At 65.3% G+C, this 23,511-nt stretch carries 22 protein-coding genes; 13 read left to right on the forward strand and 9 right to left on the reverse strand.

Annotation, left to right across the window (positions count from 1 at the left end):
• Positions 1 to 26 precede the first annotated feature (26 nt).
• From G467_RS0107000 to G467_RS0107010, 3 genes are all read left to right on the forward strand, one after another.
• Entirely contained in the window at positions 27 to 953 is a 927-nt protein-coding gene (locus G467_RS0107000) for a peptidylprolyl isomerase (RefSeq protein ID WP_022969023.1), read from the forward strand.
• A 120-nt stretch (positions 954 to 1,073) separates the two neighbouring features.
• A complete protein-coding gene (locus tag G467_RS0107005) occupies positions 1,074 to 3,095 on the forward strand; it encodes a tetratricopeptide repeat-containing sulfotransferase family protein (protein WP_022969024.1) in 2,022 nt (673 codons plus the stop codon).
• A gap of 108 nt (positions 3,096 to 3,203) precedes the next feature.
• Positions 3,204 to 5,543 carry a TonB-dependent receptor gene (locus tag G467_RS0107010; RefSeq protein WP_022969026.1) on the forward strand — a complete coding sequence of 780 codons (2,340 nt, stop codon included), beginning with the start codon at positions 3,204 to 3,206 and terminating at the stop codon, positions 5,541 to 5,543.
• Positions 5,544 to 5,663: 120 nt separating this feature from the next.
• Here G467_RS0107010 and G467_RS0107015 read toward each other — a convergent pair whose 3' ends face one another.
• Complete coding sequence (locus tag G467_RS0107015) at positions 5,664 to 6,578, reverse strand: DUF2785 domain-containing protein (protein WP_022969027.1); 915 nt, start codon at positions 6,576 to 6,578, stop codon at positions 5,664 to 5,666.
• Positions 6,579 to 6,674: 96 nt separating this feature from the next.
• On the opposite strand from G467_RS0107015, the gene G467_RS18030 reads away from it, so the two are divergent.
• Together G467_RS18030 and G467_RS0107025 are read left to right on the forward strand one after the other, a co-directional pair.
• Complete coding sequence (locus G467_RS18030) at positions 6,675 to 6,992, forward strand: YkgJ family cysteine cluster protein (RefSeq protein ID WP_022969028.1); 318 nt, start codon at positions 6,675 to 6,677, stop codon at positions 6,990 to 6,992.
• 6 nt (positions 6,993 to 6,998) lie between these two features.
• On the forward strand, positions 6,999 to 7,256 hold the full coding sequence (locus G467_RS0107025; RefSeq protein ID WP_022969029.1) for a GIY-YIG nuclease family protein: 258 nt from the start codon (positions 6,999 to 7,001) through the stop codon (positions 7,254 to 7,256).
• Here G467_RS0107025 and G467_RS0107030 read toward each other — a convergent pair.
• Positions 7,246 to 7,797: a YaeQ family protein gene (locus tag G467_RS0107030; RefSeq protein WP_022969030.1), complete on the reverse strand. Its 552-nt coding sequence runs from the start codon at positions 7,795 to 7,797 to the stop codon at positions 7,246 to 7,248. The two genes, G467_RS0107025 and G467_RS0107030, sit on opposite strands and share 11 nt — an antisense overlap.
• Positions 7,798 to 7,858: 61 nt before the next feature.
• Positions 7,859 to 9,142 (reverse strand): 4-aminobutyrate--2-oxoglutarate transaminase, encoded by a 1,284-nt coding sequence (gabT, locus tag G467_RS0107035; protein ID WP_022969031.1) that lies wholly within the window; start codon positions 9,140 to 9,142, stop codon positions 7,859 to 7,861.
• 143 nt (positions 9,143 to 9,285) lie between these two features.
• Between gabT and bcp the strand changes: the two genes are divergently transcribed.
• The 6 genes from bcp to G467_RS0107065 all read left to right on the forward strand — a co-directional run bounded on the left by bcp (position 9,286) and on the right by G467_RS0107065 (position 15,834).
• Positions 9,286 to 9,942, forward strand: coding sequence for a thioredoxin-dependent thiol peroxidase (gene bcp / locus G467_RS17790; protein WP_022969032.1), 657 nt, complete (start codon positions 9,286 to 9,288; stop codon positions 9,940 to 9,942).
• Positions 9,943 to 9,966: 24 nt separating this feature from the next.
• Entirely contained in the window at positions 9,967 to 10,908 is a 942-nt protein-coding gene (locus tag G467_RS0107045; RefSeq protein ID WP_022969033.1) for a DMT family transporter, read from the forward strand.
• A 146-nt stretch (positions 10,909 to 11,054) separates the two neighbouring features.
• Positions 11,055 to 11,639 (forward strand): response regulator, encoded by a 585-nt coding sequence (locus tag G467_RS15795; protein ID WP_081644595.1) that lies wholly within the window; start codon positions 11,055 to 11,057, stop codon positions 11,637 to 11,639.
• A gap of 67 nt (positions 11,640 to 11,706) precedes the next feature.
• Complete coding sequence (locus G467_RS0107055; protein WP_022969035.1) at positions 11,707 to 13,929, forward strand: M1 family metallopeptidase; 2,223 nt, start codon at positions 11,707 to 11,709, stop codon at positions 13,927 to 13,929.
• Positions 13,926 to 14,801: a hypothetical protein gene (locus G467_RS0107060; protein ID WP_022969036.1), complete on the forward strand. Its 876-nt coding sequence runs from the start codon at positions 13,926 to 13,928 to the stop codon at positions 14,799 to 14,801. The genes G467_RS0107055 and G467_RS0107060 overlap by 4 nt, the downstream gene beginning before the upstream one ends.
• A gap of 43 nt (positions 14,802 to 14,844) precedes the next feature.
• Positions 14,845 to 15,834, forward strand: coding sequence for a serine/threonine protein kinase (locus G467_RS0107065; protein ID WP_026802451.1), 990 nt, complete (start codon positions 14,845 to 14,847; stop codon positions 15,832 to 15,834).
• Positions 15,835 to 15,840: 6 nt separating this feature from the next.
• Here G467_RS0107065 and G467_RS0107070 read toward each other — a convergent pair whose 3' ends face one another.
• The gene (locus G467_RS0107070) at positions 15,841 to 17,058 is read right to left on the reverse strand and encodes a putative bifunctional diguanylate cyclase/phosphodiesterase (RefSeq protein WP_022969038.1); all 1,218 of its coding nucleotides are present in this window, start codon (positions 17,056 to 17,058) and stop codon (positions 15,841 to 15,843) included.
• A gap of 6 nt (positions 17,059 to 17,064) precedes the next feature.
• Positions 17,065 to 18,387: a cyclic di-GMP phosphodiesterase gene (locus tag G467_RS0107075; protein WP_022969039.1), complete on the reverse strand. Its 1,323-nt coding sequence runs from the start codon at positions 18,385 to 18,387 to the stop codon at positions 17,065 to 17,067.
• Positions 18,388 to 18,663: 276 nt separating this feature from the next.
• Here G467_RS0107075 and msrB point away from each other — a divergent pair, with 276 nt between their 5' ends.
• Positions 18,664 to 19,248 carry a peptide-methionine (R)-S-oxide reductase MsrB gene (gene msrB / locus G467_RS0107080; protein ID WP_022969040.1) on the forward strand — a complete coding sequence of 195 codons (585 nt, stop codon included), beginning with the start codon at positions 18,664 to 18,666 and terminating at the stop codon, positions 19,246 to 19,248.
• A 32-nt stretch (positions 19,249 to 19,280) separates the two neighbouring features.
• Positions 19,281 to 19,970 carry a peptide-methionine (S)-S-oxide reductase MsrA gene (gene msrA / locus G467_RS0107085; RefSeq protein ID WP_022969041.1) on the forward strand — a complete coding sequence of 230 codons (690 nt, stop codon included), beginning with the start codon at positions 19,281 to 19,283 and terminating at the stop codon, positions 19,968 to 19,970.
• Here the strand turns inward: msrA and G467_RS15800 are convergent.
• From G467_RS15800 to G467_RS15805, 4 genes are all read right to left on the reverse strand, one after another.
• Complete coding sequence (locus G467_RS15800) at positions 19,967 to 21,097, reverse strand: carboxylate-amine ligase (protein ID WP_022969042.1); 1,131 nt, start codon at positions 21,095 to 21,097, stop codon at positions 19,967 to 19,969. The two genes, msrA and G467_RS15800, sit on opposite strands and share 4 nt — an antisense overlap.
• Positions 21,098 to 21,210: 113 nt before the next feature.
• Positions 21,211 to 21,888, reverse strand: a complete 678-nt coding sequence (locus G467_RS0107095) for a hypothetical protein (RefSeq protein WP_022969043.1) — start codon at positions 21,886 to 21,888, stop codon at positions 21,211 to 21,213.
• 59 nt (positions 21,889 to 21,947) lie between these two features.
• The gene (locus G467_RS0107100) at positions 21,948 to 22,316 is read right to left on the reverse strand and encodes a VOC family protein (protein WP_022969044.1); all 369 of its coding nucleotides are present in this window, start codon (positions 22,314 to 22,316) and stop codon (positions 21,948 to 21,950) included.
• A gap of 76 nt (positions 22,317 to 22,392) precedes the next feature.
• Positions 22,393 to 23,412, reverse strand: coding sequence for a fatty acid desaturase (locus G467_RS15805; RefSeq protein WP_022969045.1), 1,020 nt, complete (start codon positions 23,410 to 23,412; stop codon positions 22,393 to 22,395).
• Between the last annotated feature and the right edge of the window lie 99 nt (positions 23,413 to 23,511).

Consider the following 23,511-nt stretch of genomic DNA (forward strand, 5'->3'; position numbering starts at 1 on the left):
ATCGCCACGACTTCGAGGAGACTCCGATGAACCGCCATTCGCTCCGCCTCACGGCCCTGGCCGTCAGCCTCGCTCTCGGTACCGCACTCGCCGCCGACAAGCCCGCGGGTAAATCGCGCAGCGTGTCGGAAATCATCGAGGCGTCGACCGCCGACGACTGGCGTCCGCTCGATCCCGAAAACACGCTGTACATGGAATTGCCCAGCGGCCGCGTGGTCATCGAACTCGCGCCGGCATTTTCGCCCGAGCACGTCGTCAACCTGCGCACCCTGGTGCGCGAGAAATATTTCGACGGCCTGGCGGTCATCCGTTCGCAGGACAACTATGTCGTGCAATGGGGCGATGCCGAGGAAGACGAGGCGAAGGCCAAACCCATCGGCAGCGCGAAAGCGAAACTGCCGCCGGAATTCACCGTGCCGCTCGATCCGAAGGTGCCCTTCACCCGCCTGCCCGACAAGGACGGCTATGCCCCGGAGGTCGGCTTCAGCAACGGCTTCCCGGTCGGTCGCAATCCCAAGACCCGGCAGATGTGGCTGACGCATTGTTATGGCGCCGTCGGCGTCGGCCGCGGCAACGAGCCCGACAGCGGCAACGGCAGCAGCCTGTACGCGATCACCAGCCATGCGCCGCGGCATCTGGACCGCAACATCGCCGTCGTCGGTCGCGTCGTGCAGGGCATCGAGCGGCTGTCGGTGATGCCGCGTGGCCCCGCGCCGATGGGTTTCTATGCGCAGGCCGAGCAACGCACGCCGATCGCCTCGGTGCGTCTGGCCGCGGACGTTCCGGAAAACGAGCGCAGCCATCTGGAAGTCATGCGCACCGATCGCCCGGCCTTCGCGGCCGTGGCCGAGGCCCGTCGCAATCGCCATGACGACTGGTATGTCGCGCCGGCCGGCTACATCGAGCTGTGCAATGTCCCGATCCCGGTACGGGACCGCGACGCCAAGAAATAAGCGGCTCCTGGCGGCCCCGGCAGCGCTGTGAAGGTTTGTTGAAACTCCTCTTCACATGGGCCAAACTCGAACGAACATCCCGCCTTCCGGGGCAGCCAGCAGCCAAGGCAGTGGGTCACGATGAGTTTTGCCTCCGAACCGACCGGCTCTCTCGACGTGGCGTTGGCGCACGCGTCCCGGCTTCTGGAAAGCGATCCCGCGCTGGCCGGCGAACAGGCCACCGAAATCATCCGCGCCGTCGGCAACCATCCGATGGCCCTGCTCCTGCTCGGCGCCTCGCATACCGCGCGTGGCCAGACCCGCCAGGCCCTCGATGTCCTCGGCCCGCTCGCCAACGCACAGCCGCGCTGGGCGCCGGCCCATATCGAACTTGGTCATGCCCTGGCCCGCGCCGGCCAAGGCGACGAGGCGCTCGCCGCGATGCGCCATGCCGTGGCCGTGCAACCGGATCTGCCGCAGGCCTGGCTGGCACTGGGCAATCATCTGGCCGCACTCGGCGACACCGAGGGCGCGCAGACTGCATTCGCGAACCACGTGCGCTTTTCCACGCGCGATCCGGGCCTGCTCGCCGCTGCGACCGCCCTGCATGAGAACCGCATCCCCGAGGCCGAGAGCCTGCTGCGCGAGCAGCTGAAGAAAGCGCCGACCGATGTCGCCGCGATCCGCATGCTCGCCGAAGTCGCCGCCCGCCTGGGCCGGCAGGAAGACGCGGAAAACCTGCTGGCGCGTTGCCTCGAACTCGCGCCGGCCTTCGATGCCGCGCGCCAGAACTATGCCCTCGTGCTCTATCGCGGCAACAAGCCGCGCGAGGCGCTGATCCAGATCGACACCCTGCTCGCGCAGGACCCGGCCAACCCCGGCTACCGCAATCTCAAGGCCGTCATCCTCAGCCGCGTGGGCGAGTACGAGCCGGCGATCGCGATCTACGCCGACATCGTCGCGCAATACCCCAAGCACGCGAAGATCTGGCTCAGCTACGGCCACGCGCTGAAAACCGCCGGCCACCAGGACCGGGCCGTCGCCGCCTACCGCAAGAGCATCGCGCTCGATGCCGGTTTTGGCGAGGCGTACTGGAGCCTGGCCAATCTCAAGACCTTCCGTTTCAGCGCGGCCGACCTCGACGCCATGCAGGCGCAGCTGCGACGCGACGATCTCGACACTGACGCGCGCCTGCATTTCGAATTCGCCGTGGGCAAGGCGCTTGAGGACCTCGGCGACTATGCCGGGTCGTTCGCGCACTACGAACGCGGCAACGTGCTGCGCCTGGGCGAGTTGCCGTACAACGCCGACGACACCTCGCTGCGCGTGCGACGTGCGAAACAGCTGTTCACCGGCGAGTTCTTCCGCGAGCGCGCCGGCCGCGGCGCCGAGGCCGCCGATCCGATCTTCATCGTCGGCCTGCCGCGCGCCGGCTCGACCCTGATCGAGCAGATCCTGTCCAGCCACTCGGCCGTCGAAGGCACGATGGAGCTGCCGGAAATCATCTCGATGACGCGCGTGCTGCGCCAGCAGGGCGATGCCGCGCAGGCCATGCCCTACTACGATGCACTCACGCAGCTCGATGCCGCGGCGCTGCGCGATCTGGGCGAGCAGTACATCGAGCGCACGCGCATCCACCGCAAGGAAGGCACGCCGTTCTTCATCGACAAGATGCCGAACAATTTTTCGCACGTGGCCCTGATCCACCTGATCCTGCCGAACGCGAAGATCATCGATGCGCGCCGGCATCCGTTGGCCTGCTGCTTCTCGGGTTACAAGCAACATTTCGCGCGCGGCCAGAACTTCAGCTACAACCTCGCCGACCTCGGCCGCTACTACCGCGACTATGTCGAGCTCATGGCGCATTACGACGCCGCCCTGCCCGGCCGCGTGCACCGCGTGATCTACGAAACCCTGGTCGACGACACCGAGGCCGAAGTGCGCCGGCTGCTCGCCTACTGCGGCCTGCCGTTCGAGGAGCAGTGCCTGCGCTTCTTCGAGAACGCGCGCCCGGTGCGCACCGCCAGCTCCGAACAGGTGCGGCAACCGATCTACCGCGAAGGCGTCGACCACTGGCGCCATTACGAACCCTGGCTCGGACCGCTCAAGTCCGCGCTCGGCCCGGTGCTCGAGGCCTATCCGAAAGCGCCCGATTTTTCTTAGCTAGTGCGGCAAAGTCCGATCAACACGAAGAGGGGAGCCACCAAGATGCACACGTCGAGTAAGGCAAGACCGAAGCAAAAAACGTCGCGGGCGCTGACCAGATTGCCCTTGGCGGCCGCCATCTATTTCGCGATGAGCTCGGCCTCGTTCGCCCAGGCCGAACCGGCTGCGGGCGCCGAAAAGGCCAAGACGCTCGATACGATCACCGTGACCTCGCAAAAGCGCGAGGAGAACCTGCAGAAGGTTCCGGTCAGCATCCAGGTGCTCGGCGAGCAGAAGCTCAAGGAACAGCACGTCGCCTCGTTCCAGGACTATGCGGCGCTATTGCCCAGCGTGTCCTTCCAGGCCCAGGGCGGCGGCGTATTCCCCGGTCCCGGCTTCCTGCAGGTCTACATGCGCGGTGTCGCCAGCGGCGGTGACGGCAACCACTCCGGTTCCCAGCCCAGCGTCGGCGTGTATCTCGACGAACAGCCGATCACGACCATCCAGGGCGCGCTCGACGTCAACATCTACGACGTGTCCCGCATCGAGGCGCTCGCCGGTCCGCAGGGCACGCTGTACGGCGCCAGCTCCCAGGCCGGTACCTTGCGCATCATCACCAACAAGCCCGATCCGAGCGGCTTCGCGGCCGGTTACTCGATCGAAGGCAGCAAGATCGAGGGCGGCGGTGTCGGCCATGTCCTGCAGGGCTTCGGCAATTTCCCGGTCAGCGACAATGCGGCCATTCGACTCGTCGCGTGGACCCGCCATGACGCGGGCTATGTCGACAACGTACGTGGCACGCGCACATTCCCGACCTCGGGCATCACCATCGACAACGCCAACCGCGCGGAGAATGACTACAACACCTCCGACACCGACGGCCTGCGCGCGGCATTGAAAGTGGACCTCAACGACCGCTGGTCGATCACCCCGACGGTGATGACGCAGCGTCAGAAGTCCTACGGCAGCGCGGGTTACGAGCCGGCACGCGGCGATCTGCAGCTGACGCACTTCTATCCCGAGTCGTCCAAAGACAAGTGGACGCAGGCGGCGCTGACGATCCAGGGCAAGATCGGCAACTTCGATCTGACCTACACGTACTCGCACCTCAAGCGCGACGTCGATTCCGAGTCCGACTACAACGACTATGCGTTCTGGTACGACACGCTCAATGGGTCGGGCGCGTTCTTCTACGACGATTCGTTCACCCTGATCAATCCGTCGCAGTACATCCAGGCGGTCGACGGCTACAAGAAGCAGACGCACGAACTGCGCATTGCTTCGCCGGCCGACAACCGCTGGCGCTTCGTCGCCGGCGTGTTCTGGCAATCGCAGACGCACGACATCCTGCAGCGTTACCGCGTCGACAACCTGGCCTCGATCATTTCCGTGCCGGGCTGGGAAGACACGATCTGGCTGACCGCGCAGCAGCGTCGGGACAAGGACACGGCCTTCTTCGGCGAAGTCTCCTTCGACATCACCGACAAGCTGACCGCGACCGGCGGCATGCGCTTCTTCAAGGCCGACAACAGCCTCAAGGGCTTCTTCGGTTATGGCGCGGGCTTCAGCGGTTCGACCGGCGAGTCGCAGTGCTTCTCCGCGGAGAAATTCCACGGCGCGCCCTGTACCAACCTGGACAAGTCCGTGGATGAAAGCGACCACCTGGGCCGCTTCAATCTGACCTACCAGATCGACGACAAGCGCATGATCTACTTCACCTGGTCGGAAGGTTATCGTCCGGGCGGCATCAACCGTCGCGGCACGCTGCCGCCCTACCAGTCCGACTTCCTGACCAACTACGAGTTCGGCTGGAAAACCACGCTGCTCGACGACCGTCTGTCGTTCAACGGCGCGGTGTTCCAGGAAAACTGGAAGGACTTCCAGTTCTCGTTCCTGGGCACGAACGGCCTGACCGAGATCCGCAATGCCGCGCAAGCGCGCATCCGCGGTGTCGAGGCCGAGCTCAACTGGCAGGCGACGTACAACCTGGTGATCTCCGGCGGCGTCGCGCTGTACGACCCGAAACTGACCGAGAACTACTGCAATGCGGTCGATGTCAACGGCGACGCGATCACCAACTGCGCCGCCCCGGAAGCTCGCGCGGGAACGCGCTTGCCGCTGACGGCACGCACCAAGGGCAACCTGACCGCGCGTTACACCTTCGATGTCGGCAGCTACGAGGCGTTCTGGCAGGGCACGGTCGTGCATGTCGGCGACCGCACCGTCGACCTTCGCGATGCGCAGCAGGCGATGTACGGCAAGCTCGATGCGTACTCCACGTTCGATCTGTCGGCGGGCTTCAAGAAGAACAACTGGTCCTGGGACTTCTACCTGAAGAACGCCTTCGACGAGCGCGGCGAACTCGCCCGCTTCTCGCAGTGCGCCGCCCTCACCTGCGGTTTCGAGCCCTACACCACCGTCGTGCAGCCGCGCACCTTCGGCGTGCGGTTCTCGCAGGAGTTCTAAGCAACACGCGACACGCAACAGCGGAACATCCCGGGCGGTGCAATGCCGCCCGGGATCCTCGAATCAGGAATCATCGCAAGCGCGAGAAAACAGCCGCGCCTCCTCGGCTCGCCGATGCCGTCAAAGGGCCTTCAGTCCCGCTTCCGCCCCACCTGCCAACGCCGTCATCGTCGGATCGGCATTGCCCGCGGATTCCGCGCGCAACAGCATCAGGAACAGGACGAGGTTGTGGCGTCGCGCCAGACCCGCCTGCGAGGAATAGGCCTCCGACCAGGCTTTCATCGGCGCCGGGTCGACGAGCTTCTGCGTCCACGCGGTCCATTCTTCCGGTGTGTGCAAACCACGCGCGGCGATGAACAGCACCGGCCGCAGCAGTCGCTCGGACTCACCGAAGACATAGGCGTGACCGTCGTTCGCGGCGATCTGGCTCGTCGCCGCGGCGAGCAGACGATCGAGTTGCGGCTTGTCGAGTTTCGGATTCAGCGCTAGCTGCATCAGCAGGTCCGCACCGTGCGCGACACCATGTCGCCAGCCTTCGCGATCGTCGAAGCCGCGGTAGTCGCGCACGCCTTCCACATACGTCGCCGCGGCCTGCACGAGCTGCTCGCGCTGCGCGGGCGTCATCCACGCGGCGATGCGATCGGTGCGTGCGACTTCCGACAGCACCAGGGTGGCGAACGGCTTTCCGAAGCCGTCGGTATCGGCGGCTTTCGGATCGATGCGCGGCAACAGATCAACGAGCAGCGAGGCGCGCGTGGCGTCGGACAATTGCTTGCCGCGCAGCCAAGTGCTCAGGGCATCGAAGGCGACCTTGTCGCGCAGGACCGGATCGGGATCGGCGAGGCAGGCGAGCAGGTCTTTGGCGAGGGCATCGCGCTTGCCGGCATCGGCGACGACGAAACCCGAGTCGCGAAGCCCCAGCAGTTTCTCTTTGGTCCAGCCGGCGGGTGCGCAGGCGAATGCCGGCCAGGCTGCCAGCAGCAACAAGCCGGCAAGCACCGGGCGGGCAAAACGCGACGGGAGGAAGGTGCGCATCGTGGTCTCCGGTGGATGCCCGAATGTACCTGCGCCGCCGCCCCAGGGAACAGGGCCATTCGTCCCGGCCTCCTGGCCGCCGTGGGAGAATGGCCCGTGCCCATCGAACACAGCCCGCCGCAGGACATCGACCCGAGCATCCGCTGTGCGGACTGCCAGGCGATGTGCTGCCAGCTGCCGGTCATGCTGCTGCCGGGCGACGATCCGCCGGAGCATTTCATCGAACACGATGAACAGGGTTTCGAGATCATGGGCAAGGCCGACGACGGCTGGTGCCGGGCGCTGGACCGCGACACGATGCGCTGCACGATCTACGAACGGCGTCCCTGGGTCTGCCGCGAGTTCGCCGAAGGCGGCAGCGACTGCCGGCAGGTGCGCGCCGACTGGCATCGCATCGCCTCCACCCTGCTCTGAGCGCGCATGGCCTGGTTCGTCTACGTCATCGAATGTCGCGACGGCAGCCTCTATACCGGCATCGCCGTGGATGTCGCCAAACGCTATGCCCTGCATGTCGCGGGCAAGGGCGCGCGCTACACGCGTTCGCGGCCACCGGTGCGGCTGCTCGCCGTCATGCCCTGCGCGGACCGGTCCGGCGCGCTGAAAGCCGAATACGCGATCAAGCAGCTCTCGCCCACGGAAAAACGCGCGTGGTGCGCCGACAACCTGTTTACGAATTAGCCGGATCGCGGCGGGTGGCGAGTTCGATCGTCACGGTCGTCACGTCGTCCATGACCTGCACCTGGCCGTCCTGCACGAACACCTGCAGCTTCATGTTGCGGTTCGCGAGCGCGACGAGCGCCTGCACCTGATCCTGCGAAAGATCGAACACCGACAGGTTCTTGCAGCGTTCGACCGCGTCGGAAATCTTGTCCCACCAGATGTCGGCACTGCGGCCGCTGTAGGTCAGCAGCACGACCTTGCGCGCCCGACCGCAGGCCTTGCGGATGCGCTGTTCGTCCGGCTGGCCGATGTCGATCCACAGGTCGATCACGCCGGTCAGATCGCGGTCCCACAGATCGGGTTCGTCGTCGGTGCTGATGCCCTTGCCGAAGGCCAGCGACTCGCTCGCATGCAGCGCGAAGGCGAGCAGACGCACCATCAAACGCTCTTCGGTTTCGGACGGATGCTGGGCCAGGGTCAGGGTGTGTGCCTGGTAGTAGTGCCGATCCATGTCGCTGATCTGCAACTCACATTTGTAGATCGTCGCCTTGACGGCCATGCGCACACCTTCGGAAAGCCAGGTGGCGATTGTAGCGTGTGCGTCGCAGACGCGAGGCTGTCTAGCGGCGGATCTCGCGCAGAGCCTGTGCGAGCAGCGTCAGGCCTTCGTCGAGAATCGCGTCCTCGACCGTGATCGGCACCAGCACGCGGATCGTATTGGCGTAGACGCCGCAGGACAGCAGGATCAGACCCAGATCCGCAGCCCGCGCCGTCAGCGCTTTCGCGGCCTCGGCATCAGGTGAGTTGCTGGTACCGGGCACGATCAGTTCGAACGCCGTCATGCCGCCCAGACCGCGGATCTCACCGATGCCCAAGGTCGGATCCGACTGCAGCGCGCCGACAGACGACCGGATGCGTTCCCCGATGGCCGCCGAACGCGCGAGCAGACCTTCCTTCTCGATCGCCTCGAACACCGCCAACGCCGCCGCGCAGGCCACGGGATTGCCGCCGTACGTGCCGCCCAGGCCACCCACGGCCGGCGCATCCATGATGTCCGCACGCCCTACCACGCCGGCCAGCGGCAGTCCGCCGCCGATGGATTTGGCCACGGTGATGAGGTCGGCCTGCACGTCGTAATGTTCCATCGCGAACATCTTTCCGGTGCGCGCGAAACCGCTTTGCACTTCGTCGGCGATCAGCACGATGCCGTGTTCGTCGCACAAATGCCGCAGTGCGTGCAGGAACTCCACCGGCGCCACGGTGAATCCACCCTCGCCCTGCACGGGTTCGATGAGGATGGCGGCGACGCGAGCGGGTTCGATGTCGTATTTGAACAATTGCGCGATGTCCGCCAACGCATCGGTCACGCTGACACCGTGATAGTCGTGCGGAAAACGCGCGTGATAGATGTCGGCGGGAAACGGCCCGAAACCGAGCTTGTACGGCGCGACCTTGCCGGTCAGCGCCATGCCCAGCATCGTGCGGCCATGGAACCCGCCGGAAAACGCGATCACGCCCGGGCGCCGCGTATGCGCACGCGCGATCTTCACCGCGTTCTCGACGGCTTCTGCGCCGGTAGTGACGAACAGGGATTTCACCGGGCCGGCGATCGGGGCGGCGGCATTGAGCTTCTCGGCGAGCGCGATGTACGGCTCGTAGGGCATCACCTGGAAACAGCTGTGGATGAACCCCTCGAGCTGCCGCCGGATCGCCGCCATCACGCCCGGATGCCGATGCCCGGTATTGAGCACGCCGATGCCGCCAGCGAAATCGATGTAGCGTCGGCCGTCGGCGTCCCATATCTCGGCGTTGAGCGCACGCACGGCGTAACGCTGCGTGGCATGACCGACGCCGCGCGCGACGGCGGCCTCGCGGCGACGCTGAAGATCGGCGTTCTGGCTCATGGCTGTCTCCGGCGCGAGATCGTTTAATATATCGAACGCCCCATTCAACACCCGGGCGGCCAGGGCTGCAAGCGACTGGAACCGGTCGTCTGCGCCGACGCTGCCGCTCGTCCTCACCGGCCCCCAGCCCCTTGGAGTAGCGCATGCTCAACGTCGGCGACCTCGCCCCCGCGTTCCATCTCGGCACCGATTCGGGAAAGAAATTTTCCAGCGCCGGCCTCAAGGGCACGCGCTACGTGCTGTATTTCTATCCCAAGGACGATACGCCCGGCTGCACGAAAGAAGCTTGCGGCTTTCGCGACAACTTGCCGGCCTTCGACAAGCTCGGCGTGCCGGTGTTCGGCGTCAGCGCCGACGACGAGAACCGCCACGCGAAGTTCGCGAAGAAGTACGGACTGAATTTTCCGCTGTTGTCCGACCCCGATCATGTCCTGCTCGATGCCTATGGCGTGTGGGTGGAAAAAAGCCTGTACGGGCGCAAGTATTTCGGCATCCTGCGCAGCACCTTCGTGGTCGGTCGCGATGGCCGCATCGAACACGTCTGGGACAAGGTCAACACGAACACGCATGCCGACGACGTGATGGCGTATCTGAGCGGCCAGCCGGCCGTGGCCGCGAAACCTGCGGCGAAGAAAGCTGCGGCGCCGGCAAAGAAGGTAGCGGCGAAGAAGACCGCCACGAAAAAAGTCGCGCTGAAAAAGGCCGCGGCAAAAAAGGTCGTCGCGAAAAAAGCACCCGCCAAAAAAGCTGCGCGCAAACCGGCGGCCCGGAAAACTGTCGCGCCGGCGCGCAAGCGCTAGACCCCGGGCCAAGACACGACAGGCATGAACGAACACCGCCGAGCCCAGTGGCAGATCCATTTTTGCGTGCTGCTGTGGGGCTTCACTGCGATCCTGGGCAAGGCGATCACGCTGTCGGCGCTCGCGCTGGTGTGGTGGCGCATGGGACTGGTCACGCTCGCGTTGCTGGTCTTGCCGCGCGTCTGGCGCGGACTGCGCGCACTCACGCCGCGGCTGCTGGCGATCTATGCGGGCATCGGCGTGGTCGTGGCCCTGCATTGGCTGAGCTTCTACGGATCGATCAAGCTCGCGAACGCCTCGGTCGCGGTGACCTGCATCGCCTTGAGTCCGGCCTTTCTCGCAGCGGTGGAACCCTGGCTCACCGGCCGGCGTTTCGATGCGCGCGAACTCGCGCTGGGCCTGGCGGTCGTGCCGGGCGTGGCCCTGGTCGTGGGCGGCGTTCCCGCCGGCATGCACACGGGCATGATCGTGGGCGCGATCTCGGCGTTCCTGGTGGCGATCTTCGGGGCGCTCAACAAACGTTTCGTCGATCGGGCCGATGCGTTGACGGTGACCTGCGTGGAACTGGGCGCCGGCGCCCTGTTCCTCACGCTGATCACGCCGCTGGTTGCCCCGCTGATCGGCAACCCGGGGCCGATGTTTCCCGTGCCCGACACGCACGATGCGATCCTGCTCGTGGTGCTGGCCATGGGCTGCACGCTGCTGCCGTTCGCACTTTCGCTCAAGGCGCTGCGTCATCTGAGTGCGTTCGGCGCGCAACTGGCGATCAACCTCGAGCCGGTGTACGCGATCATTCTGGCGATCGTGCTGCTCGGCGAACAACGCGAGCTGACGCCGCAGTTCTACGCGGGCGTAGCGATCATCCTGCTCGCCGTCTTCGTGCACCCCTTCCTCAGCCGCCGCCCCGACCGCCTCCCGCAAGCCGACGTCCTCGCCTGCGCCGAGGCCAAAAACGTCGCGGAATAGCCTTCGCCTCGGATGCGCAGGCGAGACGTGCGAATCGCCAGCAAGCTGGCTCCCACGGGGGACGGGTGGGACGGCGTGATTGCCAGCGCGCCGGGCTCAGGCGAAACTGTGGCTTGAGTCACAGACCCGGGGAGGGGACGCCGACCATGGCCATGTTCGACCTGTTCAAGCGGATCTTCAGCACCAGTCACGACAGCAAACCGGCGCTCCTGCCCGAGGCCACGCCCACCCCCGACGCCCCCCTTCCCGAATTGCCCCTGATGCCGACCGGCTCCGAGCGCCGGGTGAAATCGCGCGTCAATGCCCGCGAGGGCACCCGCGTTCTGATCATCGACGACTCCGCGACCATCGTGGCCCTGCTTCGTCGCATGATGAAACAGAACAGCTACGAGACCTTCGAGGCCGGCGACGCCGAATCAGGCATCGAGATCGCGCGCACCGAACGCCCCGGCCTGATCTTCCTGGACATCGTGCTGCCCGGCATGAACGGCTTCGAGGCCCTGCGCCGCCTGCGCCGCGATCCGCTGACCAAGGACGTGCCGATCATCATGATCAGCGGCAACGAGCAGGCGACCGAACAGTTCTACGCCCATCGCATCGGCGCCGACGACTTCATGAAGAAACCCTTTGCGCGTGCCGAGGTATTCGCCCGCATCGAACGCCTGCTCGACAAGGACCTGGTGCCGCGCCGACCGAGCGCCCAGGAACCCGAGAGCGAGACGCAGGACTGACGGCACCCTCGACACGCGGGCAATCCAAGCTATATTCCGGCCCTTGTCCGTCTGGCCGGAGAGTTGCATGGCACGTGTGTTCGGGAACCTCAAATGGAGTTTGGCCGCCGCGCTACTGGTAGCGGGCGTCGCGTCCCAGGCCGATATGCGGCCGTCACCCCCCGCCAGCAGCACCGGCGCCAGCGCGGAATCTCCCGCGACCGACGACATCCCGTTCGCCTCGCCGCACGCTGCCGCGGTCACCGAAGCGAGCGCGCCGCAGGCCTGGGGCGGACCGCGCACCGGCAGCGAACCAACCCTGTCGGACCGCGTCGTCGATTACGACATCCACGCCACGCTCGATCCGGTCAAGCACACCATCGATGGCCAGCAGAAGCTGACCTGGCGCAACCGCAGCGATCGCGAGATCCGCAGCGTCTACCTGCACCTGTATCTCAATGCCTTTGAAAGCAGCGGCAGCACGTACTACAGCGAGCAGCGCAATCTCGACTTCACCTTCCGCAGCGACGTGCCGGTCGAAGACGGCGAATGGGGCCATATCGAACTGCGCTCGGTCCTGCAGAACGGGCAGAAGGTCGCCTGGTCCTTCGTGCATCCCGACGATGGCCCGGCCACCGACCACACCGTCGTGCGCTTCGATCTGCCTACGCCGGTCGCGCCCGGCGGCAGCACGACGATCGACATCGGTTTCCATGACCAACTGCCGCGTGTGGTTTCGCGCACGGGCTATTTCGGCAGCTTCCATCTGGTCGGCCAGTGGTTCCCGAAGATCGGCGTGCTCGAGCTCGCCGGCGAACGCGGTGCGACCGCGCCGCGCTGGAACGTGCACGAGATGCACACCAACAGTGAGTTCTACGCCGACTACGGCCACTACGACGTCAAGCTGACCGTGCCCAAGGGCTACACGGTCGGCGCGACGGGCGAGGAAACCGGCGCGCCGGTCGAGAAGAACGGTCTGGTCACGCACCGTTTCGTGCAGGGCGACGTGCATGACTTCGCCTGGACCGCCGACAACCGCACCGCGAAACCGCTCGAAGGCACCTATCACGGCCCGGGCAGCCCGCCGGTCAAGGTGCGCGTGCTGTTCCCGCCCGAGTTCGCCTCGAATGCGGCGCCCGCGCTGAAGGCGACGATCGATTCGCTGAAGTATTTCTCGCAGACGCTCGGTCCGTATCCGTACAACACCGTCACGGTCGTCATCCCGCCCAAGAACGCCGACGAAGCCGGCGGCATGGAGTACCCGACCTTCTTCACCGCCGAAAGCTACGACGACGTCACGCCGGACACGCTGGCCTCGCACGGTCTGGACTTCGTCACCATCCATGAATTCGGCCACGGCTATTTCTACGGCCTGCTCGGCTCGAACGAATTCGAAGAGCCGATGCTCGACGAAGGCCTGAACGAGTACTGGGACATGCGCATGCTGCGCGCCAAGGGCGCCGACATCCATGTGACCACGCCCTTCCTGCGCCGTATCGGCATCGAACCAGTGGTCGCCCCGTTCGCGTTCGAACGCGGCGGCGCCTCGATCTGGGAGCCGGCCGATGGCGTGGGCTTCAACTCCTGGGATCGCCTGTCCAGCGGCAGCTACGGCACGGTGTATTCGCGCACGGCGACCATGATGCGCGACCTCGAAGCGCATCTGGGCACGGACGTGACCGAGCGCGCTTTCAAGGTGTATTACGCGCGCTGGAAATTCCGTCATCCGAGCATCGCCGACCTGCGCGATACCCTCGCCGAAGTCAGCGGCCGCCCGGAACTGGTCGACGCTTATTTCGCCCAGCAGGTGTACGCCACGCGCAAGGTCGACGACCGCATCGCGAACTTCGCCAGCGTCGAACAGAAGCCGCAGCCGGGCACGAGCGAGGTCAAGGGCAAGTGGGTCGAGGTGACCGCCGAGCAGGCCGACAAACTGGCCGACGATCAGCGCGATGCCTGGAAAAAAGCGCACCCGAAAGCAAAACCGGGCGAAGGCCCGTTCCCCTACCGCACCACCGTGACCCTGCGTCGCCAGGGCGCGGCGGTACCGCAGACGCTGGTGGTGAAATTCGCCGATGGCTCAAGCGAGACCGTGCACTGGAACGAGAATCGCGCCTGGGCGCGGTTCGTGTGGACCAAGCCGGTCAAGGCGGTCTCGGCCGAGCTCGATCCGCAGGGCCTGAATCTGCTCGACGCCAACAAGCTTGACGACAGCCGCACGCTCGAACCGGATCCGTCGGCCTCGCGCCGCTGGTCCAGCGATGTCGCTGCCGTCATCGAAACCGCCTATTCCCTGCTGGTGACCCTATGAGCTCCTCGACCTCCCGCGTGGGCCTGACCACGCCGCTGCGCGCCTACGCCTCTGCCTTGCAGTGGCGCTTGCTGCTGCTGTGGCTCGCCGGCCTGCTGCTGCCCACCGCGATCCTGACGCTGCCGATCAGCGGAATGCTGTCCAGGCACATGGACAACTCCGTGCACTCGCTTGCCCTGGCCCAGCGTCTGGATGTGAATGCGTTCGCCGACATGCTCGGCGTGCTGCGCGCGATCAGCCCCGTGCTGGGCAATGCCAGCCTGCTGGCCACGATCGTCGCGCTGCTGTTGTCGCCGCTGCTGACCGGCATGGCGATCACCGCCGTCCGTGCCGGTCGCGCACCGGGCTTCGGCGATCTGCTGCGCGGCGGCGTGAGCGAATATGGCCGCCTGTTCCGTCTGCTGCTGGTGGGCATCCTGCCGATGATCGTCGCATTCGTGATCGCGACGGCGGCTTATGGCTACCTCGGCGAGCGTGACCTGGAGGCGATCGTTCCCGCCGACGTGAAGACCTTGGGCTGGCTGGCGCTCGCGGCGACCTTGTTCGCCTTCCTCATCGCGCATGCCAGCGTCGAAGCTGCCCGTGCGCAGTTCGCCGCCGACGGCCAGTTGCGCTCGGCCTTCCGCGCCTGGGGACGGGGTCTCAAGCAATTGCTGCGTCGCCCCTTCGCCACGCTGGGACAGTACCTGCTGGTAACTGCGATCGGTCTGGCCATCGCCGGTGCGCTGGCGGTATGGCGCATCAACATCCCGCATGCGAACTCGCTGGGGCTGGCGGGTGCGTTCGCGCTGGCGCAGCTGATCGTGCTGAGCACGGCCTGGATGCGCACCGCGCGCCTCTACGCGTTGACCGAGGTGGTGCGCTCGCGCTGAGCCTCGCCTCCCGTAGGGGCCGGCAGCGATTACGATGCCGACGATGTCCGACACCGCACCCGTTCCTTTCGATGGCCTCGACCCCGACCGCATCATCGCGGTCGTGGAAGCGCTCGGCCTGCACTGCGACGGTCGCGTGCTGGCGCTCAACAGCTACGAGAACCGCGTGTTCCGTGTCGGCCGCGAAGACGACACGCCGCTGGTCCTGAAGTTCTATCGGTCCGGTCGCTGGACCGATGCCGCCATCGCCGAAGAGCATGCGTTCGCGGCGGAACTGCGCGCCGCCGATCTGTCCGTGGTCGCCCCGCTTGCTCTGCACGGCGCGACCCTGCATCACGACGGCGATTTCCGTTTCGCCCTGTTTCCGATGCAGGGCGGGCACGCGCCCGAACCGGGCGACCGCGACACCCTGCGCCAGATCGGTCGCACGCTGGGTCGCATGCATGCCGTCGGCGCAAGCGCCGCCTTTGTGCACCGCGCGACGCTGAGCATCGAAGCGATGGCGATCGCGCCCGTGCGCTACCTGCTCGAGGCCCACTGGCTGCCGCCGAGCCTGGAAGAAAATTTCGAAGCCGTCTGCCACCTGCTTATCGACGGCATCGAAGACGCTTTCGAAAACGCTGGCGATGTGGCGACGCTGCGACTGCACGGCGACTGCCATCTGGGCAATATCCTGTGGCGCGACGGCGCGGCGCATTTCGTCGATCTCGACGATGCCCTGACCGGCCCGGCGATGCAGGACCTGTGGATGCTGTTTTCCGGCGATGCCGCCGCGCAGAGGCAGCAACTGGGCTGGCTGCTAGAAGGCTACGAAACCTTCCGGCGTTTCGACCGCCGCGAGCTGCACCTCATTGAAGCTCTGCGCGCGATGCGCCTGCTGCACTACCACGCCTGGATTGCGCGGCGCTGGCACGACCCGGCGTTTCCCGCGGCGTTTCCGTGGTTCGATTCGCCACGGCACTGGGAAAGCGTGATCACCCAGCTGCAGGAACAGGTATCGACCCTGCGCGAACCGACGCTCGTGCTCGAATGAGCGCGCCTACAGCGAGGCGATGAAGGTATCCGCCGGTTGCGGCCGGCCGAAATACCAGCCCTGCCCGAAGTCGCAGCCCATGCCGATCAGGCGATCGGCGGTTTCCTTGTCCTCGACACCTTCGGCGACGGCATCGATCTTCAGATGGTGCGCGAGATCGATCATCGCGCGTACCAGCTGCGCCGCGCGTGGATCGACCAGCATGTCCTTGACGAAGGAACGGTCGATCTTCAGTTCGCTCGCCGGAAACTGCTTGAGGTACGAGAACGAGGCGTAGCCGGCGCCGAAATCGTCGATCGCGATGCGCAGGCCCTTGTCGCGCAGGCGTTCGAGCACCCGCGCGCTGAGCACCGGGTCTTCCATGATCGCGTTCTCGGTGACTTCGAGAACGACCGATTCGGGCGGCACTTCCCACAGATTCAGGGCGCCGAGCACCTGCTCGACGATGCCCTGTTCGTGGAAGACACGCGCGGACAGATTGATCGACACCGGCAGGCCGTGGCCGGCCTTGAAGGCCGTTGCGCAATGGCGCAGCGTCGCGTTGACGCTCCAGCGCGTCAGCGGCACGATCAGACCGGTCTGTTCCGAAAGCGGAATGAAGGCGTCCGGCGGCACCAGGCCGCGTTCGCGATGGTTCCAGCGCGCCAGCGACTCCATGCCGCCGAGGCATTGCTTGCGCAGGTCCCATATCGGCTGCAGGTGCACTTCCAGACGATTATTGAGGATCGCGTCGCGCAGATCGTCAAACGGCACTTCCGCGCGTTCCTCGTGACTGGAATAGAGCGCGTAGTGTTCGCCGGATTGCTGCGCACGCGCGAACGCCACCTCGGCATGACGACACAGGATCTCCGGCGCCTCGCCGTGTTCGGGGCAGACCGCCAGACCGATGGTGACCGTGGCCTGGATCGGCGCATCGCCGACCTGGACCGGCTCCCGGAACACGCGCACGAGCCGGCTCGCGGCCAGCAGGGCGTGCTGGCTGTTGCGCACGCCGGGCAACAGCACCGCGAAATCGCATTCGCCGATGCGCATGACGCGATCGACCGGCCGCATCGCCCGGGCAATCAGCTCGCCGGCCGCCTTCCCCAGGTCGTCGGCAAACAGAAGATTGACCTGGCGAAATCGCTGCACCCGCACCAGCATCACGCCGAGCACGCCGCCGCTGTCAGGCTGGGCCGCGATCGCGGGCGCAAGTTCGGAGAAGAGGATGTCGCGGCCGAGCATCGCCCGCTAGCCCAGGTACAGTTCGGAAGGATCGATGCCGAACGCACCCGGTTCCAGCGTGCCGAGGATTTCCACGCGTCGGTTGCTGCCCGAAGCGAGCTGTTCCGACATCAGGTCCATTTCCATGAACTGGGTGTAGAGCTGCTTGTCGGCCGACATCAGCACCATCACGCGCGGACGCAGGCGACGCGAGAGGTTCTGCGCCATGACGATGGCGACTTCGCCGGTATTGAGCTCGACCAGGGAACCGGTCGGATAGATGCCCAGGCATTGCAGGAACTGTTCGACGATCTCGCCCTGGAACAACTGGTCGCGCACCCGATACAGCTGCTGCAGCGCGACGTGCGGCGGGAATGCCGCGCGATAGGTGCGGTCGCTGGTCATCGCGTCGTAGGTGTCGATGATGCCGGCCATGCGCCCGAACAGCGGAATGCCATTGCCCTTGAGTCCGCGCGGATAGCCCGAACCGTCGAAGCGCTCGTGGTGGCAGTGCACCATCTGGCGGATGTCGTCGTGATGGCTGCCGATGCTGTCGAGCAGACGCAGGCCGATCTCGACGTGGCGATTCACTTCCTGCGTCTCTTCCTCGTTGAGCTGGCCCGGGCGGTTGAGCAGCTCCTCGGACAGTTCGGACTTGCCGATGTCCAGCAACAGGCCGCCGCTGGCGAGATTGACCAGCACGTCTTCGGAAAAACCCATGTGCCGACCGAAGGCTGCGGCCAGCACGCTGCAATTGATCGCGTGACTGTATTCGTAGGCATCGCGCTTGCGCAGGCTGGCGATCCAGAAAAAGGCGTCGGCATTGCGGATCACGCTCTGCACCACCGGCTGCACCGCGTGGTTGACGTCGTCGACGGCGAGTTTCCGGCCGGAACGCACGTCTTCGATGATCTTGTTGGCCAGTGCGGTCGCGGTCGCATGCGCCTGATGCGCGCGCGGCAGTTCTTCGCTCAGGGTCGCGGTGTCGGAATAGCGGAAACGCGGCGAACGGTCGCCCAGGTCGATGAACAGCGCGGAATCGCGCGGCGTCATCGGTTCGCGTCCGGGAATCGCGCCGTTGCTCGCGCGCGCTTCCGTGCCGACGCCGTTGACCGACACGGTGGTGGGCGCATCGAGTGTGGCGAGCTGGAGGCGCTCATGCACTCGGGTCCGCACGACATCGATGTAAACGTGGCGGCAATACGCACGCAGGATGTTTATCTCGTCCAGCGTCTCGACCACGAAGCCCTGGATCGGAAAAGGCGTATCCGTCCACGGTCGGTCGAGGCGATAGACGAACATCCCTATCGCAAGCTCATCCACGTCAATCTTGCGTTCTTCGAGTTCCATGGCCCGTTGGGACGCAGTGACGATGAGGCATCCTAACCTGAATTGCCGGCCTGACCAGCCGTTGACGCGGGTGCCGGCCTCGTCTACCCCGGGGCCGGACCGACCACGGCGCCTGAAGCGCAGGCAACAAAGGCAGGCACGATGCAGGCGGTACGCATCCGATCGCCCACGTGCGGACTCTATATTGTCAGGTGACGCCTCCGGACCGGCCCGTCTTCACGTAGTAGGGACATCGGCCGAGCCCGCGACACCGCCATTGAATCCGGAGAATCCCGCATGTCCCGTTCCGATCCCCCCGCCGCTGCCCTGCCCCGTCGTCGGTTCCTGAGCACCTCGGCCTTCGCCGTCGCCGGCCTGGTCCTGTTGCGCAGCGGGCACAGCGCGGCTGCGGATCTGCCAGCTACCGGCGGCCTGATCACGCTGGTGAACTTCAGCGACGACGGCAAGAAGATCGGTGCTGTGCAAGTGGCCCGGGTCGTGAAGACCGAAGCCGAATGGCAGCGGCAACTCGACCCGCTCGCGTTCGAAGTCACCCGCCATGCCGCGACCGAACGCCCCTACACGGGCAAGACCTGGAATCTGCATGCGCGCGGCGTGTACCGCTGCATCTGCTGCGACACCGCGCTCTACCACTCGGCGACCAAGTTCGAATCCGGTACGGGCTGGCCGAGTTTCTGGCGGCCGATCGCCAAGGAAAACATCGCGACCAGCCGCGACCGATCGCTGGGCATGGTGCGCACCGCCGTGTCCTGCCCGCGCTGCGACGCGCACCTGGGCCATGTCTTCGACGACGGCCCGGCGCCGACCGGCCTGCGCTATTGCATGAACTCGGCGGCGATGCGCTTCGCGGCCGCGAAATGATGCCGTCCTCTCTTTCTTCCAGGAAATTCGCCATGTCCCTGCTGAAATCGCTGCGTCCGAATAATTCCTTGCCGGGCCTGCTGCTTGCCGGTCTTGCGTTCACGTTCGCGGCGGCCGCGACAGCCAGCACGCCGGTCGCCCTGCCCGATCCGAAAGTCGATCTGCCGCGCGCGGCCGCCGGTCAGGAACAGGTCGCGGTGTTCGCCGGTGGCTGTTTCTGGGGCGTCGAGGCGGTCTTCGAACACGTCAAGGGCGTCAAGCGCGTCGTCTCCGGCTATGCGGGCGGCAAGGCCGGCAGCGCCAACTACAGCGCAGTCAGCGACGGTAACAGCGGCCACGCGGAATCGGTGAAGGTGAGTTTCGATCCGGCGTTGATCAGCTATGGCCAGCTGCTGAAGGTCTATTTTTCGGTCGCACACGATCCGACCCAGCTCAATCGCCAGGGGCCGGACGAAGGCACGCAGTACCGCTCGGAGATCTTCTACGGCAATGAAGACCAAAAACGCGTGGCGATCGCCTACATCGCGCAGCTGCAGACGGCGAAGTCCTTCCCGGCACCGATCGTCACGGTGGTCGCGCCCCTGAGGGGTTTCTATGCTGCGGAGGCGTACCACCAGGATTTCGCGCGCCTGCACCCGAACCATCCGTACATCGTCTATCACGACCTGCCGAAGGTCGCGAATCTCAAGCGGCAGTTTCCGGCGCTCTACACGGGCAACTAGGCGCGCGCAGTACGGACCATCAGGTCGTCCACCACGGCCTGCAAGGATTCGCGCCGGCGCTTTCCGGCTTCGCGTTGCTCGCGATACACCGTCAACTGCCGATCGGCGCTGGTGCCGCGCGCGAGAATGGCGCGCGCCTGCACGATTGCGTCTTCGCAGCCCAGCGCGTGCGCATGCTCGCCGATCAGCGCGATCAGTGATTCCAGCCATTCGCCAGCGGAGACCACGCGACGCGCGGCCTGATCGATGAAGGTGGCTGCCAGGCCGTGGCGTTTCGCCCGCCAGCGATTTTCCTCGATCAGCAGCCGGGTCATTTCGTTGTGCGTCGCGCCGAGGTCGGGATCGAACACCGCCGCGCGCAACAAGGCGCGGAACAGGCCGGCGATGCAGACGGCGTCGGCGGGATCCGTGCAGGCATCGGTGATACGCATCTCGAGCGTGGGGAATCGCGGTGATGGCCGGATGGCCCACCACAGCGAACTCGCGCTATCGAGACTGCCCAGCTCGATGAGCAGGTCGACGAAGGCCTGGTAGGCACGTTCGTTGTCGAAATGGTCGGGAATGCCGGTGCGCGGCCACTCGTCGTAGGCCGCCTGCCGGTAACTCATCATGCCGGTGCGCTTGTGGCTCCAGAACGGCGAGGAGGTGCTGAGCGCGAGGAACAGCGGCAACCAGGACAGGATGCGGTTCATCAGTGCGACGCGGTCGATGTCCGGCGGCGTGCCCACGTGCACATGCAGGCCGCACATCAGATTGCGCTGGGCGACGATCTGGAAATCGCCCATGAGTCGTTCGTAACGCGGTTTATCGGTCGAGACCTGTTCGCGCCACTCCGCCAGCGGGTGCGTGCCCGAAGCCATGAGGCCCAGGCCGTAACCGGCCGCGATCTGGTTGATGCCTTGGCGCAGCTCGCGGATTTCGGTCAGCGCATCGGCCGGTGTCGTACAGATCGAGGTTGCGATCTCGATTTGGCTTTGCAGCAGCTCGTGCGTGACGCATGCGCCGAACCGGTCCTTGCAGCGCAGGTACAGGCGCGCGGGCATCGCGCGGGCGATGCGGCCGCCATCGAGATGGCTGAGGAAGAATTCTTCCTCGATACCGAAATGGAAAGGCCAGTCGCTGTGCACGCGTGATCTCCCCGGGAGACGCGACGCGTCGAAGATGCTCCTACTCTAAAGGCCCGATCCGCGAGGGGTGCTAACAAACAGTTAGCGCAGCGCGCACGTGGCGTGAAGACTGTTCATCGCGGACAAATGGTTTCCACCAGATCGAGGCCCGCACCATCACGTCGAAATCGCATCCGAACAATTCCAGAAACTTTGGGATGGAAAAGTTCAACGAACACTCCCCCGGGGCCTACTTCGCCAATCTCGGAGATCCTGAATTCCGACGTCGGCAGCGTGCCGACACTTGGATCCACCCATCGACGGCAAACGTCTCCCAGCAAAGGCCCAGACTCAAGCCAATGCCTGGCAGCGGCCTTGGCTTGCGGAATGACCGGCATCAGACTCTCGATACTGATGGCCGCTGCGTCACGGCTGACATCTTCGGGCAGGCACTCGTCCCTATCGGGCGCAGAGACGAAGGTGATTTCCCTGTCCAGCGGTTCGTAGACGATCCGAAGTCCGTTCTTGCCGAACACGTCGACCATGAAAGTTCTCGAGTGGAAGAAACAAACCGTTCCTTCATGCCGCGCCGGCTGGCGGACGAGAGAGATTTGATAGTAGATGGTCTGCGCACCATCCGTGGACACGTCCTTGGCGAAATAGAGGACAGACTCATCCTTTCGAGCGCCGACGAACTGCGCGATGCGTTGCTGCTCCGCGACATGATCTTGCTGAGACTTCCCTGACGTCGAAGCACAGGAGCCGAGACAAAGAAACATGACCGACAGGGCCGGCAAGGCGAGGTTCTTCATGGACGGGAACCCCTACCCCATGCCACTGCTTTCCGGATAGAAATGTCCGCGCAACCGGTTCAACGCATGCAGAACGCGTTGAGCTTGTTGCCGTCGGGGTCGCGGAAATAGCCGGCGTAGAAGGTGTCGCCGCGCGGACCGGCCGGACCTTCGCAGGTGCCGCCGAGCGCGAGGGCCTTGTTGTAGAGGCGATCGACTTTTTCCGGGCTGTCGACGGCCAACGCGACCATGACGCCGTTGCCGACCGACGCTTCCTTGCCGTTGTGCGGCTTGATGATGCCCAGGCTCGGCTGCGTCGGCGAGACCGCCCACGCGATGAACTGGTCGGATTCCATGAAGCGGCTTGCGCCGATCTCCGCCAGCAGTGCGTCGTAGAACTTCGCGGCGCGGTCGAAATCGTTGGTGCCGAGGGTGACGTAACCGATCATGACAGCACTCCGCGAAGAAGATGGGAGTGCTGTTATAGCGCCGCGGCGTGACCGCAGCAAGAACCCGCCGGAGGGATCAGGCGCGCGAACGCTTCGGGAAACCCACCATGCGCTGCAGCTCCTCGTCCCACAGCTTCAGGCGGGCGCTTTTCAGGCTCGTCCACAGCGTGAGTTTCGGCGCGGCCTGCAGCATCGGATGCGACTCGAACGCCTCGCGCAGACGATAGTTCGGAATGCGGCTGGCCAGATGGTGGATGTGGTGATAGCCGATGTTGCCGGTGAACCAGTGCATCACGCGCGGCAGTGCGTAGTAGGAGCTACCCGCGATCGCGGCCTGGTGCGAATCCCAGTTTTCCTTGCGCGACCAGTACGCATTCTCGAACGTGTGCTGCACGTAGAACAGCCACACGCCCAGGGCACCGGCGATCAGCACGATCGGCACATGCGTCAGCAGGACAGTCTTCCAGCCGATCAGGTAACCCAGCGCGCCACCGACGACGACCAGCAGGATGTTGTTGATGATCACGCTCGCCCATTCCTTCTTCCACGAGAACGGCAGGTCGAACGGGAAACGATGCTTGATCACGAACTGCCACAGCGGTCCGATGCCCAGCAGGACCGGCGTGCTGCGATAGAAGCGGTAGCTGAAGCGGCCGAACCACGAGCGCGCCTGGTATTCGGCGACCGTCAGGGTTTCGACATCGCCCAGTTCACGGCGATCGAGATTGCCCGAGGTGCCGTGATGCACGGCATGGGTCTTTTTCCAGTAGCCGTAGGGGAACAGCGTGATCAGACCCAGGCAGCCGCCGACCCAGTTGTTCGCACGCGCGCTGGCGAAGTACGACCCGTGGCCGCAGTCGTGCTGGATGATGAAGATACGCACGTACAGACCCGCAGCCGGCAGCGCCAGCAGCAAGGTCCAGAAATAGTTCCAGCCGGCATGCTGGCTCCAGGCCATCAGCGCCCAGAGCGCAGCGAAGGTCGGAAGCGTGTTGAGCACCTGCCACAGGGCGCGTCCCAGATGCGGTTTGGCGAAACCGGCACACAACTGGCGAAGATTGACGGTTGCGGACTGCGTTGTGTCGTCGATGCTCACGGCACGGTTTCTCCCTGGATTCCGGCCATTGTCCGGTCCGGGCGAAGCATTAGCAAATTCAAGCGCTTGTTTCGCACACGCCTGCGTACGCTGGCGCTT

The organism is Arenimonas oryziterrae DSM 21050 = YC6267, from assembly GCF_000420545.1.
GTDB lineage: Bacteria > Pseudomonadota > Gammaproteobacteria > Xanthomonadales > Xanthomonadaceae > Arenimonas > Arenimonas oryziterrae.